Annotated in this window: 18 protein-coding genes; 11 read left to right on the plus strand and 7 right to left on the minus strand. The window is 34.8% G+C overall.

The genetic code is table 11. The features are described 5' to 3' along the window. Positions 1–316 precede the first annotated feature (316 nt). The 5 genes from alaS (at position 317) to Q1W72_RS11775 (ending at position 6,673) form a co-directional block, all read left to right on the plus strand. A complete protein-coding gene (gene alaS / locus Q1W72_RS11755) occupies positions 317–2,953 on the plus strand; it encodes an alanine--tRNA ligase (protein WP_302135419.1) in 2,637 nt (878 codons plus the stop codon). 243 nt (positions 2,954–3,196) lie between these two features. Further along, complete coding sequence (locus tag Q1W72_RS11760) at positions 3,197–3,973, plus strand: hypothetical protein (protein ID WP_302135421.1); 777 nt, start codon at positions 3,197–3,199, stop codon at positions 3,971–3,973. A gap of 134 nt (positions 3,974–4,107) precedes the next feature. Then, positions 4,108–4,965 (plus strand): hypothetical protein, encoded by an 858-nt coding sequence (locus Q1W72_RS11765; protein WP_302135423.1) that lies wholly within the window; start codon positions 4,108–4,110, stop codon positions 4,963–4,965. A gap of 134 nt (positions 4,966–5,099) precedes the next feature. Beyond that, positions 5,100–6,050: a GSCFA domain-containing protein gene (locus Q1W72_RS11770; RefSeq protein WP_302135425.1), complete on the plus strand. Its 951-nt coding sequence runs from the start codon at positions 5,100–5,102 to the stop codon at positions 6,048–6,050. A gap of 2 nt (positions 6,051–6,052) precedes the next feature. After that, positions 6,053–6,673 carry a DUF4230 domain-containing protein gene (locus Q1W72_RS11775; RefSeq protein ID WP_302135426.1) on the plus strand — a complete coding sequence of 207 codons (621 nt, stop codon included), beginning with the start codon at positions 6,053–6,055 and terminating at the stop codon, positions 6,671–6,673. Between the two features lie 57 nt (positions 6,674–6,730). Here the strand turns inward: Q1W72_RS11775 and Q1W72_RS11780 are convergent, their stop codons facing one another. The 6 genes from Q1W72_RS11780 to Q1W72_RS11805 all read right to left on the minus strand — a co-directional run bounded on the left by Q1W72_RS11780 (position 6,731) and on the right by Q1W72_RS11805 (position 13,331). Continuing rightward, complete coding sequence (locus Q1W72_RS11780) at positions 6,731–8,488, minus strand: aromatic amino acid hydroxylase (RefSeq protein WP_302135428.1); 1,758 nt, start codon at positions 8,486–8,488, stop codon at positions 6,731–6,733. A gap of 223 nt (positions 8,489–8,711) precedes the next feature. Beyond that, positions 8,712–9,845 carry an esterase-like activity of phytase family protein gene (locus Q1W72_RS11785; protein WP_302135429.1) on the minus strand — a complete coding sequence of 378 codons (1,134 nt, stop codon included), beginning with the start codon at positions 9,843–9,845 and terminating at the stop codon, positions 8,712–8,714. A 63-nt stretch (positions 9,846–9,908) separates the two neighbouring features. After that, on the minus strand, positions 9,909–10,310 hold the full coding sequence (locus Q1W72_RS11790; protein ID WP_302135430.1) for a group III truncated hemoglobin: 402 nt from the start codon (positions 10,308–10,310) through the stop codon (positions 9,909–9,911). Between the two features lie 60 nt (positions 10,311–10,370). Beyond that, positions 10,371–10,907 (minus strand): DUF4136 domain-containing protein, encoded by a 537-nt coding sequence (locus tag Q1W72_RS11795; protein WP_121342739.1) that lies wholly within the window; start codon positions 10,905–10,907, stop codon positions 10,371–10,373. A gap of 49 nt (positions 10,908–10,956) precedes the next feature. Next, positions 10,957–12,939 carry a urocanate hydratase gene (locus Q1W72_RS11800; RefSeq protein WP_302135432.1) on the minus strand — a complete coding sequence of 661 codons (1,983 nt, stop codon included), beginning with the start codon at positions 12,937–12,939 and terminating at the stop codon, positions 10,957–10,959. Positions 12,940–13,154: 215 nt separating this feature from the next. Beyond that, entirely contained in the window at positions 13,155–13,331 is a 177-nt protein-coding gene (locus Q1W72_RS11805; RefSeq protein WP_158589746.1) for a DUF5522 domain-containing protein, read from the minus strand. A gap of 123 nt (positions 13,332–13,454) precedes the next feature. On the opposite strand from Q1W72_RS11805, the gene Q1W72_RS11810 reads away from it, so the two are divergent. The 5 genes from Q1W72_RS11810 (at position 13,455) to hemL (ending at position 19,274) form a co-directional block, all read left to right on the plus strand. Further along, positions 13,455–13,796: a hypothetical protein gene (locus Q1W72_RS11810; protein ID WP_302135435.1), complete on the plus strand. Its 342-nt coding sequence runs from the start codon at positions 13,455–13,457 to the stop codon at positions 13,794–13,796. 439 nt (positions 13,797–14,235) lie between these two features. Next, complete coding sequence (locus Q1W72_RS11815) at positions 14,236–16,071, plus strand: T9SS type A sorting domain-containing protein (protein ID WP_302135437.1); 1,836 nt, start codon at positions 14,236–14,238, stop codon at positions 16,069–16,071. 86 nt (positions 16,072–16,157) lie between these two features. After that, positions 16,158–17,054, plus strand: a complete 897-nt coding sequence (locus Q1W72_RS11820) for a 1-aminocyclopropane-1-carboxylate deaminase/D-cysteine desulfhydrase (protein ID WP_302135439.1) — start codon at positions 16,158–16,160, stop codon at positions 17,052–17,054. Next, on the plus strand, positions 17,047–17,955 hold the full coding sequence (locus tag Q1W72_RS11825; RefSeq protein ID WP_302135448.1) for a glucosaminidase domain-containing protein: 909 nt from the start codon (positions 17,047–17,049) through the stop codon (positions 17,953–17,955). The genes Q1W72_RS11820 and Q1W72_RS11825 overlap by 8 nt, the downstream gene beginning before the upstream one ends. A gap of 32 nt (positions 17,956–17,987) precedes the next feature. Further along, positions 17,988–19,274, plus strand: coding sequence for a glutamate-1-semialdehyde 2,1-aminomutase (hemL, locus tag Q1W72_RS11830; protein ID WP_302135450.1), 1,287 nt, complete (start codon positions 17,988–17,990; stop codon positions 19,272–19,274). A 64-nt stretch (positions 19,275–19,338) separates the two neighbouring features. Here the strand turns inward: hemL and Q1W72_RS11835 are convergent, their stop codons facing one another. After that, complete coding sequence (locus Q1W72_RS11835) at positions 19,339–19,803, minus strand: hypothetical protein (RefSeq protein WP_302135452.1); 465 nt, start codon at positions 19,801–19,803, stop codon at positions 19,339–19,341. Between the two features lie 194 nt (positions 19,804–19,997). Here Q1W72_RS11835 and Q1W72_RS11840 point away from each other — a divergent pair, with 194 nt between their 5' ends. After that, entirely contained in the window at positions 19,998–20,486 is a 489-nt protein-coding gene (locus tag Q1W72_RS11840; RefSeq protein ID WP_302135454.1) for a c-type cytochrome, read from the plus strand. The last annotated feature ends 5 nt before the right edge of the window (positions 20,487–20,491 follow it).

The following is a 20,491-nucleotide window of genomic DNA, read 5'->3' on the forward strand; positions in this document are numbered from 1 at the left end:
TGTAAAAGGTTAGACGAACAAATTTAATAAATGTTTCATTTGTTACACCCTTTTTTCAATAATAAATAAAATAATGTGCCTATTCCAGCTATTCGTTACAAGTTCTCGTTTATAAATCTTTTTTTCTAATGAGCCAGCAGGAGCTTATCCCGAGACTTCGGGAGTCGCTCTGCCATCTCAAGAAAAAATAAATTTATAAATCTCGAAGCTTTTCACTGCTATCTGGGGCAAAAAATGTTGATTTGATTATTTGGTTATTCGTTTATGCGATACAGCCGATTAACCAAATTAACAAATAACCGAACAAACAATAAAAATGAAATCACAAGACGTACGTAAACAATTTCTGGATTTTTTTGCATCAAATGGACACTTAATCGTTCCATCGGCACCCATAGTTCTAAAGGATGATCCAACACTGATGTTCAACAACTCAGGAATGGCGCAGTTCAAAGAATATTTTCTGGGGAACGGAACTCCAAAAAGCACCAGAATTGCCGATACGCAAAAATGTCTTCGTGTTTCAGGAAAACATAATGACTTAGAAGATGTAGGTTTTGATACGTATCACCACACCATGTTTGAAATGTTGGGGAACTGGTCTTTTGGTGATTATTTCAAAAAAGAAGCCATCAACTGGGCTTGGCAACTTTTGACAGAAGTGTATAAAATTCCAAAAGAAAACTTATATGTTTCCGTTTTCGAAGGAAATCCGGATGAAAACGTACCGTTCGATCAGGAAGCTTGGGACATTTGGAAGGAATTGATCGATGAAGACCGAATCATTCTTGGAAACAAGAAAGACAACTTCTGGGAAATGGGAGATCAAGGTCCGTGTGGTCCATGTTCAGAAATTCACGTTGACATTCGTTCTGCAGAAGAAAAAGCTTTAGTTTCAGGAAAAAATTTGGTAAACAATGACCATCCGCAAGTTGTGGAAATCTGGAACAATGTATTTATGGAGTTCAACCGTAAAGCCGATGGTTCTTTAGAAAAACTGCCTGCAAAACACGTTGATACCGGAATGGGATTTGAGCGTTTGTGTATGGCATTGCAAGGAAAAACTTCGAATTATGATACCGATGTTTTTACGCCACTTATTGAAAAGGTAGAGCAAATTACAGGATTAAAATACACTTCAAACGAAGTTTTAAATATCAGCGAAGAGCAAAACAAAACCAATATTGCTATTCGTGTAGTAGTTGATCACGTTCGCGCGGTAGCTTTTGCTATTGCCGACGGACAATTGCCCTCAAACACAGGAGCTGGTTACGTAATTCGTAGAATTTTACGTCGTGCAATTCGTTACGGATTTACGTTCTTGAACACCAAAGAACCTTTCATCAATCAATTGGTTGCTGTTTTGGCGAATCAAATGGGGGAATTTTTCCCGGAAATCAAATCGCAACAACAATTGGTTACCAATGTGATTCGTGAAGAAGAAGCTTCTTTCTTGAGAACATTAGACCAAGGATTACAATTATTAGAAAATGTAGTTGCCGAAACTAAAGGTTCAACTGTTTCTGGAACAAAAGCATTTGAATTATACGATACTTTCGGATTTCCAATTGACTTAACTGCATTGATTCTTAGAGAAAAAGGATTCGAACTGGACGAAGCTGGTTTTAATGCTGCTATGCAAGAACAAAAAAATCGTTCCCGTGCAGCATCAGAAGTTTCTACCGAAGACTGGTCAGTGTTGATTCCTGGAAATGTAGAAACATTTGTAGGGTATGATCAATCAGAAAGTGACGTGAAAATCACTCGTATCCGTAAAGTTGACAGTAAAAAAGATGGTGTTTTATACCAAATTGTTTTAGATAATACGCCATTCTATCCAGAAGGTGGAGGTCAAGTGGGTGATAAAGGAACGTTGGTTTCGGCAAATGAAACCATAGAAATCATCGACACTAAAAAGGAAAATAATCTGATTTTGCATTTTGCAAAAAAATTACCTGAAAATGTAAACGCTGGTTTTGTGGCCAAAGTAAATCAGGATTTGAGAAGTTTATCTTCCAGAAATCACTCGGCTACGCACTTGATGCACCAAGCATTGAGAAGTATTCTTGGAACGCACGTAGAACAAAAAGGATCTTTAGTAAATCCAAACTATTTGCGTTTTGATTTTTCGCATTTTGCTAAAATGACGGAAACTGAATTGCAACAAGTAGAAGATTTTGTAAACGCAAGAATCCAAGAACAATTGCCACTTATCGAAAGAAGAAATATTCCTTTTGCGCAAGCGGTTCAAGAAGGAGCGATGGCGCTTTTTGGAGAGAAATATGGTGATGAGGTTCGTGCGATTAAATTTGGCGAAAGCATGGAATTATGCGGTGGAATCCACGTGAAAAACACAGCTGAAATCTGGCATTTCAAAATCGTTTCTGAAGGAGCGGTTGCTGCGGGAATTCGTCGTATTGAAGCCATTACAAGTGATGCGGTAAAAGCACATTTCGCATCGTATGAAAGCACATTGAATGAAGTAAAAACAGCCTTGAAAAATCCTCAGGATATTTTGAAAGCCGTTCATTCGATGCAAGAAGAAAATGCAAAATTGTCCAAACAAATCGAGGCTTTGGTAAAAGATAAAGTCAAAAACTTAAAAGCGAGTTTAATTGCTGAAATACAGGAAATAAACGGCGTTCAATTCTTGGCAAAACAAGTCGATTTGAACCCGGAAGGAGCTAAGGATTTGGCTTATGAATTAGGAAATTTAGGGAATAATTTATTTTTAGTTTTGGCTACAGCCGACGAAGAAAAACCAATGTTAACCTGTTATGTTTCTAAAGAATTAGTCGCAGAGAAAAACCTAAATGCAGGACAAGTTGTTCGTGAATTGGGTAAATTTATCCAAGGTGGTGGTGGCGGACAACCGTTTTTTGCTACAGCAGGAGGAAAAAATGTCGCAGGAATTCAACAAGCTTTGGAAAAAGCGATTGACTTTGTAAAGTAGAACAAATTTATTTTTTATAATAAAAACCCTTTTAGGACAGATGTTCTAAAAGGGTTTGTTTTTTTGTTCGACACACTATTTATGGGGTCTTCCTTATTGTGGCATAGATAAGTTTAAAAATAGTAGTTTAACTGAAATATAGGGATTGTAACGATGAATATTGTCGTTTTTACTTTATTTCTCTAGGTTTGATCGATGTAGCACCCCAAGGTTTGAGGAAGGTGAATCGATTTATTTATTATAATGAAAAAAACAAAAAATATTTTTTGGGTATTATCAATTTTTTTATTGACACTTTATTCGTGTTCAAATGATAATGACGATAGTCTAAAATTGCTAAAGAAAGTTGTTGAAACTTCAGAAAATGGGACTTCAGAAACAACTGTATATACTTATAATGGAACTGAAATAGTTAGTATTGATGGCGTTCAGAAACGTACTGATTTCACGTATACGGATGGTTTAATTACAAAAACTGTAATACTAAATAAAACAAATCAGCTTTCGGAGACCATTGAATACAGTTACCTTGTGGGTAAATTAGTTGAAGTTGAATCTTTAGGTAATTACAGAATAAATTACATTCATAATACAGATAAAACGGTTTCTTATGAAAGATTCAGAATTTCAGGCAATCAGCAAGTAAAAGAATTTCATGGAACATTGTATTTTGAGAATGAAAATTTGATCAAAAATGAAAGGATTTCAGATACTATGCCAGTAGGAATCACCTCAAGTGAGAGTATAACTTTTGACTATGATGCTAAAAATAATCCGTTGTATAATGTCTTGGGATATAAAAATTTATTGGACCATATGGAGACCATATCGTCTAATAACAGTTTAATAAATACAGTAATTGCAACTACTACAAATGGAGACCAAGTATTATCGGTAGCTAATTTTTATAAAAGCTCTTTTAAATACGATTCTGAGAATTATCCAACAGAACGGGTTTCGGAAACAGCAATTTTAGCTAATGGAAATACGGGGTATTTAAAAACACAATACTTCTACTAATGTAAGAAATGCTCACTGATTCTTCCAGACATAAATCAAAACTCAAATATCGAATTAAAAAGATATTTGAGTTTTTTTATACAATTAATAGTGTTAAATTGTTTTTTATAGTTTAATTTATTAAAAATTATAATATGAAAAAAATAACTTTAATCTTAAGTGTTTTGATGCTAGTGTCATCGTGTTCAAGTGATAGTAGTAGTGAAAGTGATACACCTGTAACACCATCATCAATACTCGTCAAAAAAATTATTGAATTAGATAAGGATGGAAAAGAAATGAGCACGACTGATTTTGTTTACAACGGGAACAAAATTGTCAGCGAAGTTATAGCAAAAAAAGATCTTTCTGTAGTTGGGAACATAGGCTTTTTGTATAATTATAAGACTGAATATACTTATACGGGTAATTTAATCACTAGTATAAAAGTAAAAAACATTATTGCTAATCAGGATAAACTTGTTCTGAAAACAGATTTTTTGTACGATAGTAACGAAGATTTAATTTCTTCTACCAGAGAACAATATTTTGACACGTTTAAAGGTATATTGAGAGTAGTATATGCTAAAATAAATACTAATACAGTTAATTGTAAAATGTACTCCAGTGATTCAAGAGATAATATAGAAACGTTTGTATGGGAGGGTAAGTTTTCTTTTGATGTAAATAAAAATCTTATTAAATCAGAGTCTTTGGATGCTAGTTTTCTTTTTGGCACTTTTGAATACGATACGAAATCGAACCCTAAAAAGGGCGTTTTAGGTTTAAATAAGATTATGTTTCAAGAGATTCCACCTCTTTATAATGTCTCAGCTTTACAATATCATTTACATAAGTTTAATAATGTTTTGAAATCTAATATTTCGGGCTCTTTCCCTAAATTTAATCAATATACGTATAATGCTAATGGATATCCAAGTGAGATGAAAGAGTATTATATCTATAATGGAAACAATATTCACGATGTAACTTTTCAATATTTTTATGAATAAATTTTTGAGTTTATAGGATTGATAAACCCTTTCAGAGTTTTAAACTTTGAAAGGGTTTTTTATACCAATGAAAAAAGAACTAAACCTCATTTAATTCGCTAAAATTATTCAAATTTGTAGTAAATAAAATAGCAATGCAATTCAGAACCCAAATTCCCATTCCTAAAAGTGATTATCCAATAGATTATAATGCTACTATTATGTCTTTAGGTTCTTGTTTTGCGGTAAATATGGCGGAGAAACTGGACTATTTTAAATTTAAAAACAGCTGTAATCCAATTGGGATTTTGTTTCATCCGTTAGCGATTGAAAAGTTAATTGATTTTGCAGTTTCAGGAAAGCAATTTACAGAAAACGATATTTTTTTTCACAATGAACGGTGGCATTGTTTTGATGTACATTCAGATTTGAGTAATTCTAGTAAGGAGGAATTATTAGCATCATTAAACACAATAATTAAATCAACAAATCAACAAATAACCGAATCAACACATTTCGTCATCACGTATGGAACCTCATGGGTTTATCGTAATATAGAAAGCGATTCTATTGTGGCGAATTGCCATAAAGTACCTCAAAAACAGTTCAAGAAAGAATTACTTTCTGTTGAAGAGATAAAAGAAAGTATAGCAAATACAGTAGAATTAATTCATTCTGTAAATCCAAATTGCACTATTATTTTTACCGTTTCACCGGTACGACACATCAAAGATGGTTTTGTCGAAAACCAATGGAGCAAAGCCAATATAATTAGTGCGCTTCATGAGTCTTTTGACTTTCGACTTTCGACTATAAATTACTTTCCTTCTTACGAGATCATGATGGATGAACTTCGGGATTACCGCTTTTATGCCGAAGATATGTTGCATCCCAATCAAGTGGCAATCGATTATATTTGGAAGCGATTCCAAGAAACTACTATTTCTGAAAATGCTTTTGCGACGATGGATGAAGTAGAAAATATTCAAAAAAGTCTTTCCCACAAGCCTTTTAATCCAGATTCTGAAAGTCATTTAAAGTTCGAGACCAAAGTCAGAGAAAAAATCACTAAATTGGAGAATCAATATTCATTCATGAAATTTTAATTATGCTTAGAAGAATACTTATTGGAATAGGAGTTGTTGTTGGAATATTTTTATTATTCAAATACTGTGATTTTAAGAAAAACGATGATGAAGATATCACGTACAATACGAATCTTATTCAACAACAAATTCTGAACGTTGGGAAATTGGTTGTTACAGAAGGACATTTCTCTGAAGTGATAACCTATAAAAATCAGCAAAAATATTTGTTGGACATGCTTTCTTTCGAGAAAAAAGCCTTGGTTGTCGTCAATGCGGATGTGACTGTAGCGTATGATTTGCACAAAATGAAATACGATATCGATGAAAAGAATAAAACCATAACAATTGTAAGTATTCCAAAAGAGGAAATAAAAATAAGTCCTGATATTCAGTTTTATGATGTAGAACAAAGTAAATTAAACCCATTTACAGGAGATGATTACAATAAAATCAACAAATCGGTAAAAGCGAATCTGGCGAAGAAAATAGAAAAATCATCGTTGAAAACAAATGCTCAAAATCGCTTGATAAGCGAATTATCTAAAATATTGATTCTGACCAATACCATGGGGTGGAAATTGCAATACGAAGGAAAGGTTATCGAAAGCGAGAAAGATTTTGGGCAAAAAATAAAATTATAATTAAAAAAGAACCGCAGATTAACCCATTTAATAATTTGCGAATCTCCGGTTCCTTTTTTAAGCTTTCTCTTTATCGAAAATCAAGTCCAAACCACCAGCAATCAAATGTGCTACTTCGGGTCTTTTTACTTTCAATTGATCAAGATAAACCATTATTTCCTGTAGCAATTGAGGTTCGTTTCGGTCCTTCAAAAGCTCTGCGATTTCAACAGCTAACAACCAGTCGTTTGGATGATTGGTGTGTAATTTATCAAAAATTGGAGCTAAAGAAGCTTCAGTATCCTTTGTTTCTCTTATGTTTCGAATCGTTTGATATAAAACCTCTAAATCATCACGTTCCGCAGTGTGTTTCGCTTTGATGGTTTTGCTTGTTGGAACATGCAAAATCAAATCAAAACTATTCACATCAGCAGGTCCTGAAAATGCTGAAATCACTTTTTTACCTACAGCCATATCGTAAATTCCCCATTCTGGTTGAAACAAAATAGTTTCTCCGTGTGTCACGGTACAATTCTTTAAACTGATTAGAATAATCTCTCCGTGTAGGTTTCTGGATCCGGTAATAATTTCCCCTTTTACGGTGATATCACCTTCAAATTCTAAGGTTACAGTTTTACTTTCAGTGATAGAATAAGCACTTAAATCTCTTGGACTCATGTCTTCAATCGCTAGATTTATACCTTTTAATTTTCCAATCGGACTTCCAAAACCTTCGGCATGTTTAATTGTTCCATGACCTACTAACTCTTTTTCACGGTATGATAATGCTGTTTTTCCGGTTGTTTGGATATAAACGGGTTTTCCTTCTTCTTCAATAACATTGGTAAAAACGCCCGAAATCTGAATTCCGGTACTCAATTCAATTGTTCCTAAAGCATTGGAATGAATCAGTTTATTAATTCCGGATAATCCTCCGGTTCGCAACGCCATTTTATTGGCAAACTCTTCCAAAACCAGGCTTAAATAAGCAAAATCTGGAGTAACGTAAAGTTGCGGCTGCAGTTTTGTAATATCAAAACTCTGGTTCGCCGCTGATATATCGTAAGGTATTTTCTTCACATTATCCGTCATGCACCACGCACTTTCTCCAATAGACGAAAGCAGTCCGGCACCATAAATTTTTGGATTGTCGATAGTTCCAATCAAACCATATTCCACAGTCCACCAATGCAGGTTTCTAATTTGTGCCATTTCTGATAATTCACCCATATTATTCTGCAAATCTTCCACTGCTTTTTCAGCAGCATCAATATCGGCTTGCGGTGTATCTTCAGCTTCTTTCAAGATTGAAAGCAGTCTGATAGCTTCATACATTTGGTAATCTTTATGCGAAGAAATCGCTTTACAGCCTATTTCCCCAAAACGACGCAGGTATTCCGCATATTCGGGATTGGCAATAATTGGCGCATGACCGGCACCTTCGTGAATAATATCCGGCGCGGGCGTGTATTCTATATGTTCGAGTTGGCGAATGTCAGAAGCAATTACAAGCACATTATACGCCTGAAATTCCATAAAAGCATTCGGCGGAATAAATCCATCCACGGCCACTGCAGCCCAACCTATTTCGGTCAAAATACGGTTCATGCCATACATGCTCGGAATATTGTCAATTTCGATTCCCGTTTTTTTCAAGCCTTCCAAGTAGGAACTATGCGCCACTTTTGATAAGTAATCTACATTTTTGCGCATCACATAACGCCAAACCGCTTGATTTATGGGCGTATAATCGCTATAATCCTGAGGCTTAATGAATTGTTTTAAGTGCTTTGGCAATCGGTCTAATAACGGATTGCTTTCTATAGTTGAGTTCATATCGAAAACGTTGTAGTTCTACTGCAAAAGTACGAATTTCAGGAGCTATTTCCCGCTTTTCATTGCAAGTTTTTGCAAACCCGTTTGTTTTTCTACGGTTCCCGCAGGAGCTTCCTTTGGTCGCTCTGCAGCAACAAGAAAAACCAAAACGGCCTTCGCAAAAAGCTTTTCATTGCAATCGGGGCTAGGGGAGTTGGGGATTGACAGCTTTTTTTTGGATTTACTACTTCACCAACTCAAACACCAAAACCTGTGTTTTTTGTTTATCTGAAAAATTATTATCCGAAATAAAAATGATGGATGGATTACCATTTGTCAGTTTTGGTCCAAAAGTAAGTCCTTCGATATTATCAATAAAAATTCCCAAGTCATCCATGTTTAGGATTAGTTTTTTAGAAGCCAATTCCAATTTTTGGTTTTGTAAGGAAAGGTGGTTTTTAACATTAGTTGCCTTTTTTAAATCACATAAAAATACTTTTATTGTGCAGGCTTGTGTTCCGGTCGAGTAGGAGCGTTCCACAACCAGCAATTGGTTTTTACCATAATACTGAATTGCTGAAACGCCATTTACACCAAAAGCTCCTTTCGGATTGGGTTCACGAGCAATGGGTTCCAGTTGGTAGCCAAATTGAGCAATGTTCTTTTTTGTTTTGGCATCAAATAGATACAATCTGATTAAACCTCCTTTGCTGGTATTGGCTTGGTCGCCATCTTCAAATAAAGGTTCTTCAATATTGGTGTAAATATTTTTGTAATTAAAATCGAATGTAATTCCTTCTAAAGTTCCATTATTTCTCGGGCCTTTTTCTAGCTTTTTCATTTTTAAATTTTCCGGTAAAGTAACATTGCCTAGAAAATCACCTTTTAAATCCATAAAATTTAGTGAAGGATTTTGTAAAACTTCCTTGTCGGCAGTTAGCACTCGCGCACCTTCGCTGCTCCAAATCAAAGTATTCGTTTTTGGATTGAATCGGATATCTTCGGGATCTGCTGAAGTAGTTGGTGTGGTGTTCCAATCGCCATACGCTGTTCCGGTTTCGTTTTTTAAAGTGCTGACACTTTGGAAATCGATGCCTTCTACTTTATTTTCGAGCAAACGAATTTTTGCAGTATAAAATCTAGAATCGTTAAACATCGATCTGTCATCACATATCAAATAATACAAATCATTTTTTGCATCATAATCAATTCCGGACAATCCGCCCACTTTGGTATTCTGAAACGTTTTGTCAAAAGGTATTTCAATGGAACTGACCAGTTTTAAACTTGGAGTTGGTTTGTTTTCAGCGGTTTGTTTTAAATTGGAACAAGAAAGAAGAAAAGCGGGTAAAACGACAAGAAATAATAATTTGCGCATAAAAAAATGTGTTGTTGTTTGCAAAAAGGATCTGATTTTTGGATTAAAAACCCACTTTAAAAACTATGAATTGTTCGTTTGATTTTTTTCAAGATTGCGGAAATAATCAATTTTGTAATGGAACATTTCAGCCATATTTTTAGCACGTAGTTTCGCTTCTTCGGCTAATGGACCTGTAAATAAACTATCGGTAGTTGCTGTGAAAATTTCCATCCAGCGGTCAAAATGTTCTTTGGTAACCGGTAATTGTTTGTGTGGTGGAAATGGACTTCCGGAATAAGAATGAACTTCGAGCAAAATAGTTTGCCAAAAGCGATACATTTTTTCCAAATGTTCTGGCCAGCGATTTCCTATTTTTTCGTTGAATATGGGTCCAATAAATTCGTCTTTTTGAACTTTAGAATAAAAAGTATCAACCAGTAATTTGATATCTTCGAATGTGGTAATGTCGTTAAATTGTGCCATGATTGGGTATAAAAAAAGCCTACGCAAAGGTAGGCTTTTATGTTGAAATGTAATGGTAAACTATTTTGCTTTAGGAGGAAATTGCTCTAAAATTTTTGCGACAAATTCATTGATTTGTTTTTCTTTTTCAGTGCGGTTTTCAGTTAGATAACCAACACCTTCACCTTGCCAAACCAATTCTTTTTTCTTGGCATCAATTAAATCAATATACAATGTTCCTTCGGTTGAAGAGGAAACATAAGTGCTTCGACCTCCCCATAAATAAGGATTCCATCCGTAACCCCATCCATATCCCCAACCAGCATTGTATTGGTTTACGTCTATTCGTTCTCTTTCTTTGGTAAGAATATTAATCAGCAAATCTGGATTTTCACTTTTGGTCATCCCTTTTTTGCTTAATTCTCGGTCTATGGCATTAAGGATTCTTTTTTTATCCAATTCTGAAATTTCAACTCGATCGATGCCTTTTTTATGGAAAGCATACGTTTTATATTGACTAAAATTTATGTTATTATCATAATCGGAATACACTCTTACGGAACTGCAAGATGCAGCTACAAAAAGTAGGAGTACTGGAAGGAGTTTAATTGCTTTCATGGGTTAGTTATTTGATTACTATATGTTTACTAAAGTTACGTTCAAATTTTTAAAAATCCAACAAATTGTCGGCTACTATATTAGGGATGGTTACTTTCAATAAAGGTTGCGTCTCCATCGCTCTTTTTATTGCAAATAATGCTCCATCATTTCTAGCCCAGCTTCTTCTGGAAATTCCATTGTTGACATCCCAGAAAAGCATTGATTCTAAACGTCTTGAAGCTTCTTTAGATCCATCAAGAACCATACCAAATCCACCGTTTATTACCTCGCCCCAGCCTACGCCACCGCCATTGTGAATGGATACCCAAGTAGCACCTCGAAAGCTGTCTCCAATTACATTTTGTATCGCCATATCAGCTGTAAATCTTGAGCCGTCATAAATATTTGAAGTTTCTCTGTATGGAGAATCAGTACCGGAAACATCATGGTGATCCCTGCCTAAAACGACAGTTCCTATTTCACCTTTGGCAATAGCCTGATTAAATGCTTCGGCAATTTTAACACGACCTTCAGCATCAGCATACAAGATTCTTGCTTGGGAACCTACGACTAATTTATTTTCTTGTGCGCCTTTTATCCAATGAATATTGTCCTGCATTTGTTGCTGAATTTCTTCGGGAGCTGTTTTTGCCATTTCTTCCAAAACCTGACAAGCGATTAAATCTGTTTGGGCTAAATCTTCTGGTTTTCCCGAAGCACAAACCCATCGAAAAGGACCAAAACCATAATCAAAACACATTGGTCCCATAATATCTTGTACGTAACTCGGATACCTGAAATCAATATGATTCTCTGCCATAACATCAGCACCGGCTCGGGAAGCTTCCAGTAAAAAAGCATTTCCATAATCAAAGAAATAGGTTCCTCTGGCAGTGTGTTTATTAATTGCCGTGGTATGTCTGCGTAATGTTTCCTGAACTTTTGTTTTAAATAAATCAGGATTATTAGCCATCATTTCATTGGCTTCTTCAAAGGAAAGATCAGCTGGATAATAGCCGCCCGCCCAAGGATTATGCAAGGAAGTTTGATCGGATCCTAAATCGATATGGATATTTTCTTTATCAAATTTTTCCCAAACGTCAACTACATTTCCAAGATACCCGATAGAAACAACTTCTTTATTGGCTTGCGCCAAAGCGACTCTTTTTACGAGTTCATCCACGTTTTCTATCACTTCATTGATCCATCCTTGACTGTGACGAATGTGTGTTATTTTTGGGTTTACTTCGGCACAAACGGTGATACAACCGGCAATATTTCCGGCCTTTGGTTGCGCGCCAGACATTCCGCCCAAACCAGAAGTGACGAATAAGCCGCCTTTTGGACTGCGTTTTATTTTACGAAAACCGTTCAAAACCGTTATAGTTGTTCCGTGTACGATTCCCTGTGGACCAATGTACATGTAGCTTCCTGCCGTCATTTGCCCGTATTGAGAAACACCTAATGCATTCATTTTTTCCCAATCGTCCGGTTTAGAATAATTAGGAATTACCATTCCGTTAGTCACGACAACTCGCGGAGCTTCTTTATGGGAAGGGAACAATCCCATTGGATGACCGGAATACATGGTCAGCGTTTGTTCCTCTGTCATTTCAGACAAATATTGCATCGTCAAAAGATATTGTGCCCAGTTTTGAAAAACGGCCCCATTTCCACCATAAGTAATCAGCTCATGCGGATGTTGTGCTACGGCATAATCCAAATTGTTTTGAATCATCAGCATAATTGCTTTGGCCTGTTCACATTTTCCTGGATATTCAGCAATAGGTCTTGCGTACATTTTATAATCCGGACGCAAACGGTACATATAAATACGACCATAGGTTTCCAGTTCTTCTGAAAATTCTTTGATTAATTCAGCGTGATGCTGCGGTTCAAAATAACGTAAGGCATTGCGAAGTGCCAATTTTTTTTCTTCAACCGAAAGGATTTCTTTGCGCTTTGGTGCGTGATTGATGTCAATTTCGTATGGTTTTGGTTTTGGTAAAACCGATGGAATTCCTTGTTGTATTTGTTCTTGAAAAGTCATTTTTAGCTGTTGATTCGTTAATTTTTTTGTGTTGATTCATTTAAGAAGCTTAAACTTTATGTAAAAAAATGTAACAACTAAGGATAACGAATATCCGACCTGTGGTAGGATTTGTGAATTTTGATTCTATATTTCTGTGAACAAATATCCATTTTATTTGATGTTTTTTAAAACTGACGTTTTCTTATTTTGTTGATTTTGATTCTAAAATGCGGTTACTTTTTATTGGTTCCTGTTTTTTTATCAAAACCATAGGGACAATGGCGACAGCCACTTTTACAGCAATAACCACGTTTTAAATGGTATTTTTCAGTAAAGCATTTATAGCCCTCGGGTGTATAATAGAAATCTTCCCCTTCTATCAATTTATTTTCATTACTTTGGTCAATCATGTTTGGGATTATTCTATTGTAAAATTTATTTGGATTGCTAATTCATTAAAATCAACTCAAACGATTGAGATTTTCATTAAATAGAACCCTTTTATCATTACAAATTTATAAATTTTATAGCGAATGTTTCTGATTGTTGCTAAATATTTAATTCCTAAAGGATATCGTGGATTGGCTGTATTTCCTTTTGTATTTGTAAAATATGAAATGGATAAAGGAAATAGAATTTTTGTCAATCACGAGAAAATTCATCTTCGCCAACAATTAGAATTATTAATACTTCCCTTTTTTATTTGGTATCTGATAGAATATTGTGTTCGATTGGTTCAGTATAAAAATGCAAATCTGGCTTACAGAAACATTAGTTTTGAAAGAGAAGCTTATGCAAATGAATCAAATTTCGAATACTTAAAAAACAGACCTTCTTTTCGAGTCTTAAAATATTTAGACATAAAAAAGGAATAGTCTTTCGATAATAATTTGGTTACATTCGATTGTATTTTATCGCTTTTTGTTTGTTGAGTTAAAACAATTCTACAGTATTAACTTACAGGGTTTTAAAGATTTTTTTATTTAAAATGCGTAAATGTTTAATTGCTATTGTTTAATTTTAAATTGTAAGAAATTATATATTTTAAATTAAAAAAGATGTATTTAATCGATTATTTGTACTTTTTATCGGTGTTTATGCTGATTCCTATTCTATTTTTTTTGTAACTTTAAATAAAAATAACTCAAAACAGCTTTTATTAGCTGAAATCCTTGATTTAGGAATGTGTTTTTAGACCTTTTTAAGGCTAAAGTAGATTTCATTTTTTAAAAATTAAAAGGACATTATTTCAAGTGCAATGTCTTAATAAAGAATATAATTTATTTCATACAAATTAATTTAAAATGTTGGCTTATGGACTCAAAATTACTTAAACGAACACTGTTGATTGTTACCGGATTATTTTTACAGAACAGTGTAAATGCCCAGATGTATGTAAGTCCTAACAGTTATGTTTTTGCAAATAACCAAGTAGTTTTTGTGAAACAGCAACTGGAGTTAAATGCTGCCAGCAGTAATTTCTATTTAAGGACAGATGCTCAGTTGGTTCAAGGTGCTACATCAGGAAGTGCTAATAAAGGACTTGGAAGCTTGTCTGTTTTTCAAGAAGGAACAACAAACAATTATCAATTTGATTATTGGTGCTCTCCAGTTGGTGGCAGTAATGCAATTGCAGGAAATTCTGCTTTTGGAATCACACAACTAAAAGATATTTTAGATGTAACTAATAGTGCTAATTCAACACCTTTGGCAATGAATAATTATAATGGCACTGCCAGCCCATTTGCAATTGCACCTTACTGGATTTTTAAGTTAACTGCTTCATCCAATTATTCAGATTGGATTCAGGTAGGAACAACTTCGAATATTAATGCAGGAGAAGGGTTTACGATGAAAGGGAGTTCAGGGACTAATTTAACAACAGTAAATGGAGTTCAGAACAATCCTGGAGGTATACAGCGCTACGATTTTAGAGGGAAGCCTAATGATGGGACTATTTCCATTCCAGTTGCATTTGAACAATTTACATTGACAGGAAATCCATATCCATCGGCAATAGATTTGTCTGCTTTTTTAATTGAACAAACACATTGTACCGGAATTGCTTATTTCTGGGAGCAGGATAAAACAGTTGATTCCCATTTTATTGCGGATTATAAAGGCGGATATGGAACTTTTTCCCCTATCTCCAGAGGAGGATCAGGTATATACGTGCCAGCTACTTTTTATTCCTATGATGGCTCTGGGAATGAAGCATCGGCTTCTGGTGCAGGAGGAAATTATGAAAGACGTTTTTCTCCTATTGGACAAGGTTTCATGATTGATGGTTTAGTTAACGGAACTGTGGAGATGAAAAATAGCTACAGGGTTTTTGTTAAAGAAGGCGCATCGAATTTTTCTGAATTTGAAAGAAATATAAATTCAAATAAAACAAAGACTACTTCGACTTATATGGCTGATATTCCATCAGTATCCGGTTTTGATTACAAAACCGTAAGTGTTTTACCAACACCTCAAATCCGATTTAATACCTTATTGAATAATCAAGGAGTTCGTCAAATTGTTCTGGCATTTGTTCCAGGTGCTACTGATGGAGTTGATCGTGCGATGGATGCAATATCTTCCAGTGATGATTGTCCGGCAGATGTTTATTTTGTGATAGATAACGATGAATATCTTATCAATGCAGTGAATTTTGATATGGATAAAAAGATTCCAATTGGTTTTAAAAATACAAATCAAGCTAATTTTAAAATTACAGTAAAGGGAATGTTGAATTTTACTGGGACCAATGCCGTTTATTTACACGATAAAACAACCGATTTATACCACGACATCAAAAACGATTTCTATGATTTGACATTGCCGGCAGGAGTAAACAACACACAGTTTGAAATTACTTTTAAAAACAATGTTGCTTTAGGAGTTGACGAAACAGCTCGCCAAAGTTTTGTGGTTTATCAAAATAACACAACTAAGAACTTAACCATTAGTAATCCATTATTACTGGATCTTGCTACTTGCAATTTGTATGATGTAGCCGGAAAATTAATTTTTAATAAAAAAGATTTAGGATCGAATTCGTCTTATACCTTTTCTACTTCGGGACTTAGTGATGGAATTTATATCGTTAAAATAGCAACTAAAGATAAAATTGAAGTTGGTCAAAAAATAATTATCAGAAGATAAGAGTCAACATAAATGAAAAAAATGCAATCTGTAAGGGTTGCATTTTTATTAGATATAATTTTACCTTTGTGCCAAAATCACTTCCCTTGAATCAACAGGTAACATCTCCGTTTCTAAACTCTATTTCAGTAGCCATCAAACGGGAGGATTTGATTCACCCTTTTGTTTCCGGAAATAAATTCAGAAAGCTGAAATACAATTTGCTGCAAGCGAAAAAGGAGCATTTTGAAACGCTGCTTACTTTTGGCGGGGCTTTTTCAAATCATATCGCAGCAGTAGCTTTTGCAGGAAAAGAAAAAGGATTTAAAACCATAGGAATTATTCGTGGGGATGAATTAGGGAGTAAAATAGCAGAGAATCCCACATTGGCATTTGCTCAAAATTGCGGAATGCAACTGGAATTTATTTCAAGAGAAGAGTACCGCTTAAAAAGCGAGGCTTCATTTTTAGAGAAATTAAAACAGCAATTTGGCGATTTTTATCTAATACCTGAAGGAGGAACAAATGCTTTAGCCATCAAAGGGTGTCAAGAGATTCTAACTCCGGAAGATGCTGAATTTGATTATATTTGTTGCTCAATAGGAACTGGCGGTACCATTTCTGGAATTATTAACAGTGCTTTACCGCACCAAAAAGTTTTAGGATTTCCCGCTTTAAAAGGTGATTTTTTGAAAGAGGAAATTCGTAATTTTGTCCAAAATGAAAATTGGGACTTAATTACGGAGTATCATTTTGGGGGTTACGGGAAAGTAAATGAAACCTTAATTGGATTCATTAATCAGTTTTACATGGAAAATCAAATTCCCTTGGACCCCATTTATACGGGAAAGATGGTTTTTGGCGTTATAGATTTAATTCAAAAAAACTATTTTCCTGCCGAATCAAAAATTTTACTAATTCATACAGGTGGAATTCAGGGAATTCAAGGAATGAATATGAAATTAAGAAACAAACAATTACCAACAATCAATATCAATGTTTAAAAAAATCCTACTGCTTCTTACCATAATTACTTTGATAGGTTGTAATGCCGCAAAACCTGTTATTGTAACAAAGAAAGCTCCCATAAAACCAAAACCAGAGGTAGTACGCACGATAAAAAAACCAGCTGCGTCAAGTCCTGCCACTACAAGACCAACAGTTGCAAAACCGGTAAAAAAAGAACAAAGTAATCGAGAAACAGAAGTAATTGTTTCAACTTCAAAAACAGTGGTTACTAATGATGTTATTGTATCGTATATTTCTAAATTTAAAGAAATTGCAATGGGTAACATGAAAAATTATGGGATTCCCGCAAGTATTATTTTGGCTCAGGGGATTTTAGAATCAGGTGCAGGAAGAGGTGATTTAGCGATAAGTGCCAATAATCATTTTGGAATAAAATGTCACGTAGGATGGACAGGAGAAAGCGTTAAGCATGACGATGATTCTGACCAGGAGTGCTTTAGGAAATATGACAATCCTTCAGAATCCTTCAAAGATCACGCGTTATTTTTGACAGGAAGAAGTAGGTATTCCAAGCTGTTTGAATTCTCAAAAGGCGATTATAAAGCATGGGCAAAAGGGCTAAGAGCTGCAGGTTATGCTACAGATCCAAAATATCCGGATAAGTTGATTTCTTATATTGAGCGCTACAATTTGCATCAATATGACAATCAGGTTTTAGATGTAAATTATGTGCCTAATGAAAAACAAATGGTTGAAGAATTAACGATTGAATCTAGAAATACAATCAATCAAGACTTATTTTCATACGTTGTTCAAAAAGGGGATACGCTGTATTCCATTTCAAAAAAATTCGATTTAAAGGTTGATGATTTAAAACAAAAAAATAATCTTTCTGACAATACACTTTCTATTGGACAGAGGTTGATGGTAAAATAATTGAAAAAATAACTATAATTCATAATTCATAAATGTTGTATAAAAGAAGCAGTCAGCTTTTTGCTGAAGCAGAAAAAGTAATTCCAGGAGGTGTAAATTCGCCAGTAAGAGCTTTTAAAGCGGTGGGTGGAACTCCAATTTTTGTCAAAAGTGCCAAAGGTGCTTATTTGTACGATGAAGATGGAAACCGTTTGATTGACTATATCAATTCTTGGGGACCGATGATTTTAGGACACGCTTACGAACCGGTAGTACAAGCCGTGATTGAGAAAGCTAAGTTAGGAACCTCATTTGGGATGCCAACAGAATTGGAAACTCAAATTGCAGCTTTGGCTGTTTCCATGGTTCCAAATATCGATAAAATTAGATTTGTAAATTCAGGTACCGAAGCCTGTATGAGTGCTGTAAGATTGGCTCGCGGATTTACCAAAAGAGATAAAATAATAAAATTTGCAGGTTGTTATCACGGTCATTCGGATTCGTTTTTAATCCAAGCCGGAAGTGGAGCAATTACTTTTGGTTCGCCAAACAGTCCCGGAGTTACAGCTGGAACGGCCAAAGATACTTTGCTTGCAAAATACAATGACTTAGAAAATGTAGCGACTTTAATTGAAGCCAATAAAAATGAAATTGCAGCTATAATCGTAGAACCTGTTGCGGGGAATATGGGTTGTATTCCGCCAAATAAAGGCTTTTTGGAAGGCTTGCGCCAATTGTGTACCGATAATGGAATTCTATTGATTTTTGATGAGGTTATGACTGGTTTCAGACTCGCTAGAGGTGGTGTTCAGGAATTATTCAATATAACTGCTGATATTGTTTGCTTCGGGAAAGTAATTGGTGGAGGATTGCCTGTTGGTGCTTTTGCTGCCCGTGAAGAAATTATGAATTACCTAGCTCCGTTAGGTCCCGTTTATCAGGCAGGAACATTATCAGGAAATCCATTAGCAATGGCTGCAGGATTAGCGATGTTACAGGCTTTAGATAGTGACCGTGCTATTTTTCAAAGATTAGAAGAGAAAACAGCATATTTGGCTGCGGGAATTGATAAAGTGTTGAAAGCAAATAATGTTACCTTTACAATTAACAGTGTTGGATCAATGATTTCGGTTCATTTTGATGCTGCTCCAGTTGTAGACTTTCAAACCGCTGCAAACGGCGATAACGAAACGTTCAAGAAATTCTTCCACGGATTATTACAAGAGGGAATTTATATTGCACCATCAGCTTATGAAACGTGGTTTATTACTGATGCATTAACGTATGAGGATTTAGATTTTACCATTCGGGCAATAGATAAAGTTTCGAAAACATTTTAATAAAAAAAAGCCCCTGATTAGGGGCTTTTTTATGAACTAAGATGAAATAGTTTAAGTAAATGGATTATTTTTTTTCGCCCATTTTTGCTGGTTTTCCGTCTTTATGGTGCATCATCCTTTTTTTCATTCCGTGATGTCTTTTATCTTTCATGTCATCCCATTTTTTATATTGGTCTGCTGAAAGAATTTTTTTCATTCTTTCTTTCATTACAATTTGCTCGTCTAACATTTTGCTTTTTTTAGCAAAAAGTTCGTCAGAAGTAAGTTGTTTTTTATCCGAATCTTTAGTTGCTTTTCGTTCTGCCATTTTAGCTTCTCTTTTGGCACTTTGTTCCGCGATGATTTTACTCATTTCTTTTTGCTGTGAAGCATTCAAATCTAATTCCAGAGTCAATTTTTTTAAATGCAATTGGTTTCTTTGCTCAGGAGTCATTTGCTCCATTTTGGCTCTCTCTGGTCTTGCTTTTCTTTCTTGTGCAAAGCTTGTCATTCCGACAACTAATAATGCAACGATAAATAATTTTTTCATATGTATTGTTTTAAGTTTTATGCATATAGGACAAGGATAGCATTTAAAAGTTTAATCGTTAACAAAAGTTTATCGTTTGATTTTCTGATTAGAAGTAGAAAAATCATAAAAAATACTTGATTAAGTATGATTCCAGTCATAATTAATGCGCTAATCTAATCGCAAATTTGTTAAACAATTCTAAAAACAATTTTATGTACAAATTAACTTTTTTTGTAGTTGCATTCGTAATGTTAACTTCATGTGGTGATAAAACCAAAACTAATGATGACTTTTCAAAAGATACTGCTGCTCCTTCTGAGGAATCTGCGACCAACCCAACCGATGCGGCTACGTATGATCCAAACAGAGGTATTGGAAAACATACATCAGTTGATTTAGGTGATAAATTGGATGAAGCAATGGCTGCCGAAGGAGAAAAAATCCAATCCGTTAAATGTTCTTCTTGCCATAAATTGACTGATGAAAAATTAGTTGGCCCAGGATGGAAAGGAGTTACTCAAAGACAAAAACCAGAATGGATTATGAACTTTATCACCAATCCTGACCCAATGATTGATAAAGACCCAAAACTTCAAGCACAATTAGAACTTTGCTTGGTTCGTATGCCAAATCAAGCTTTGACAGATGTTGATGCAAGAAACTTGTTGGAATACATGCGTAAAAACGATGGGGTAAAATAATTTAA

It is taken from the genome of Flavobacterium sp. ZE23DGlu08, assembly GCF_030505335.1.
GTDB classification, from domain to species: Bacteria; Bacteroidota; Bacteroidia; order Flavobacteriales; family Flavobacteriaceae; genus Flavobacterium; species Flavobacterium algoritolerans.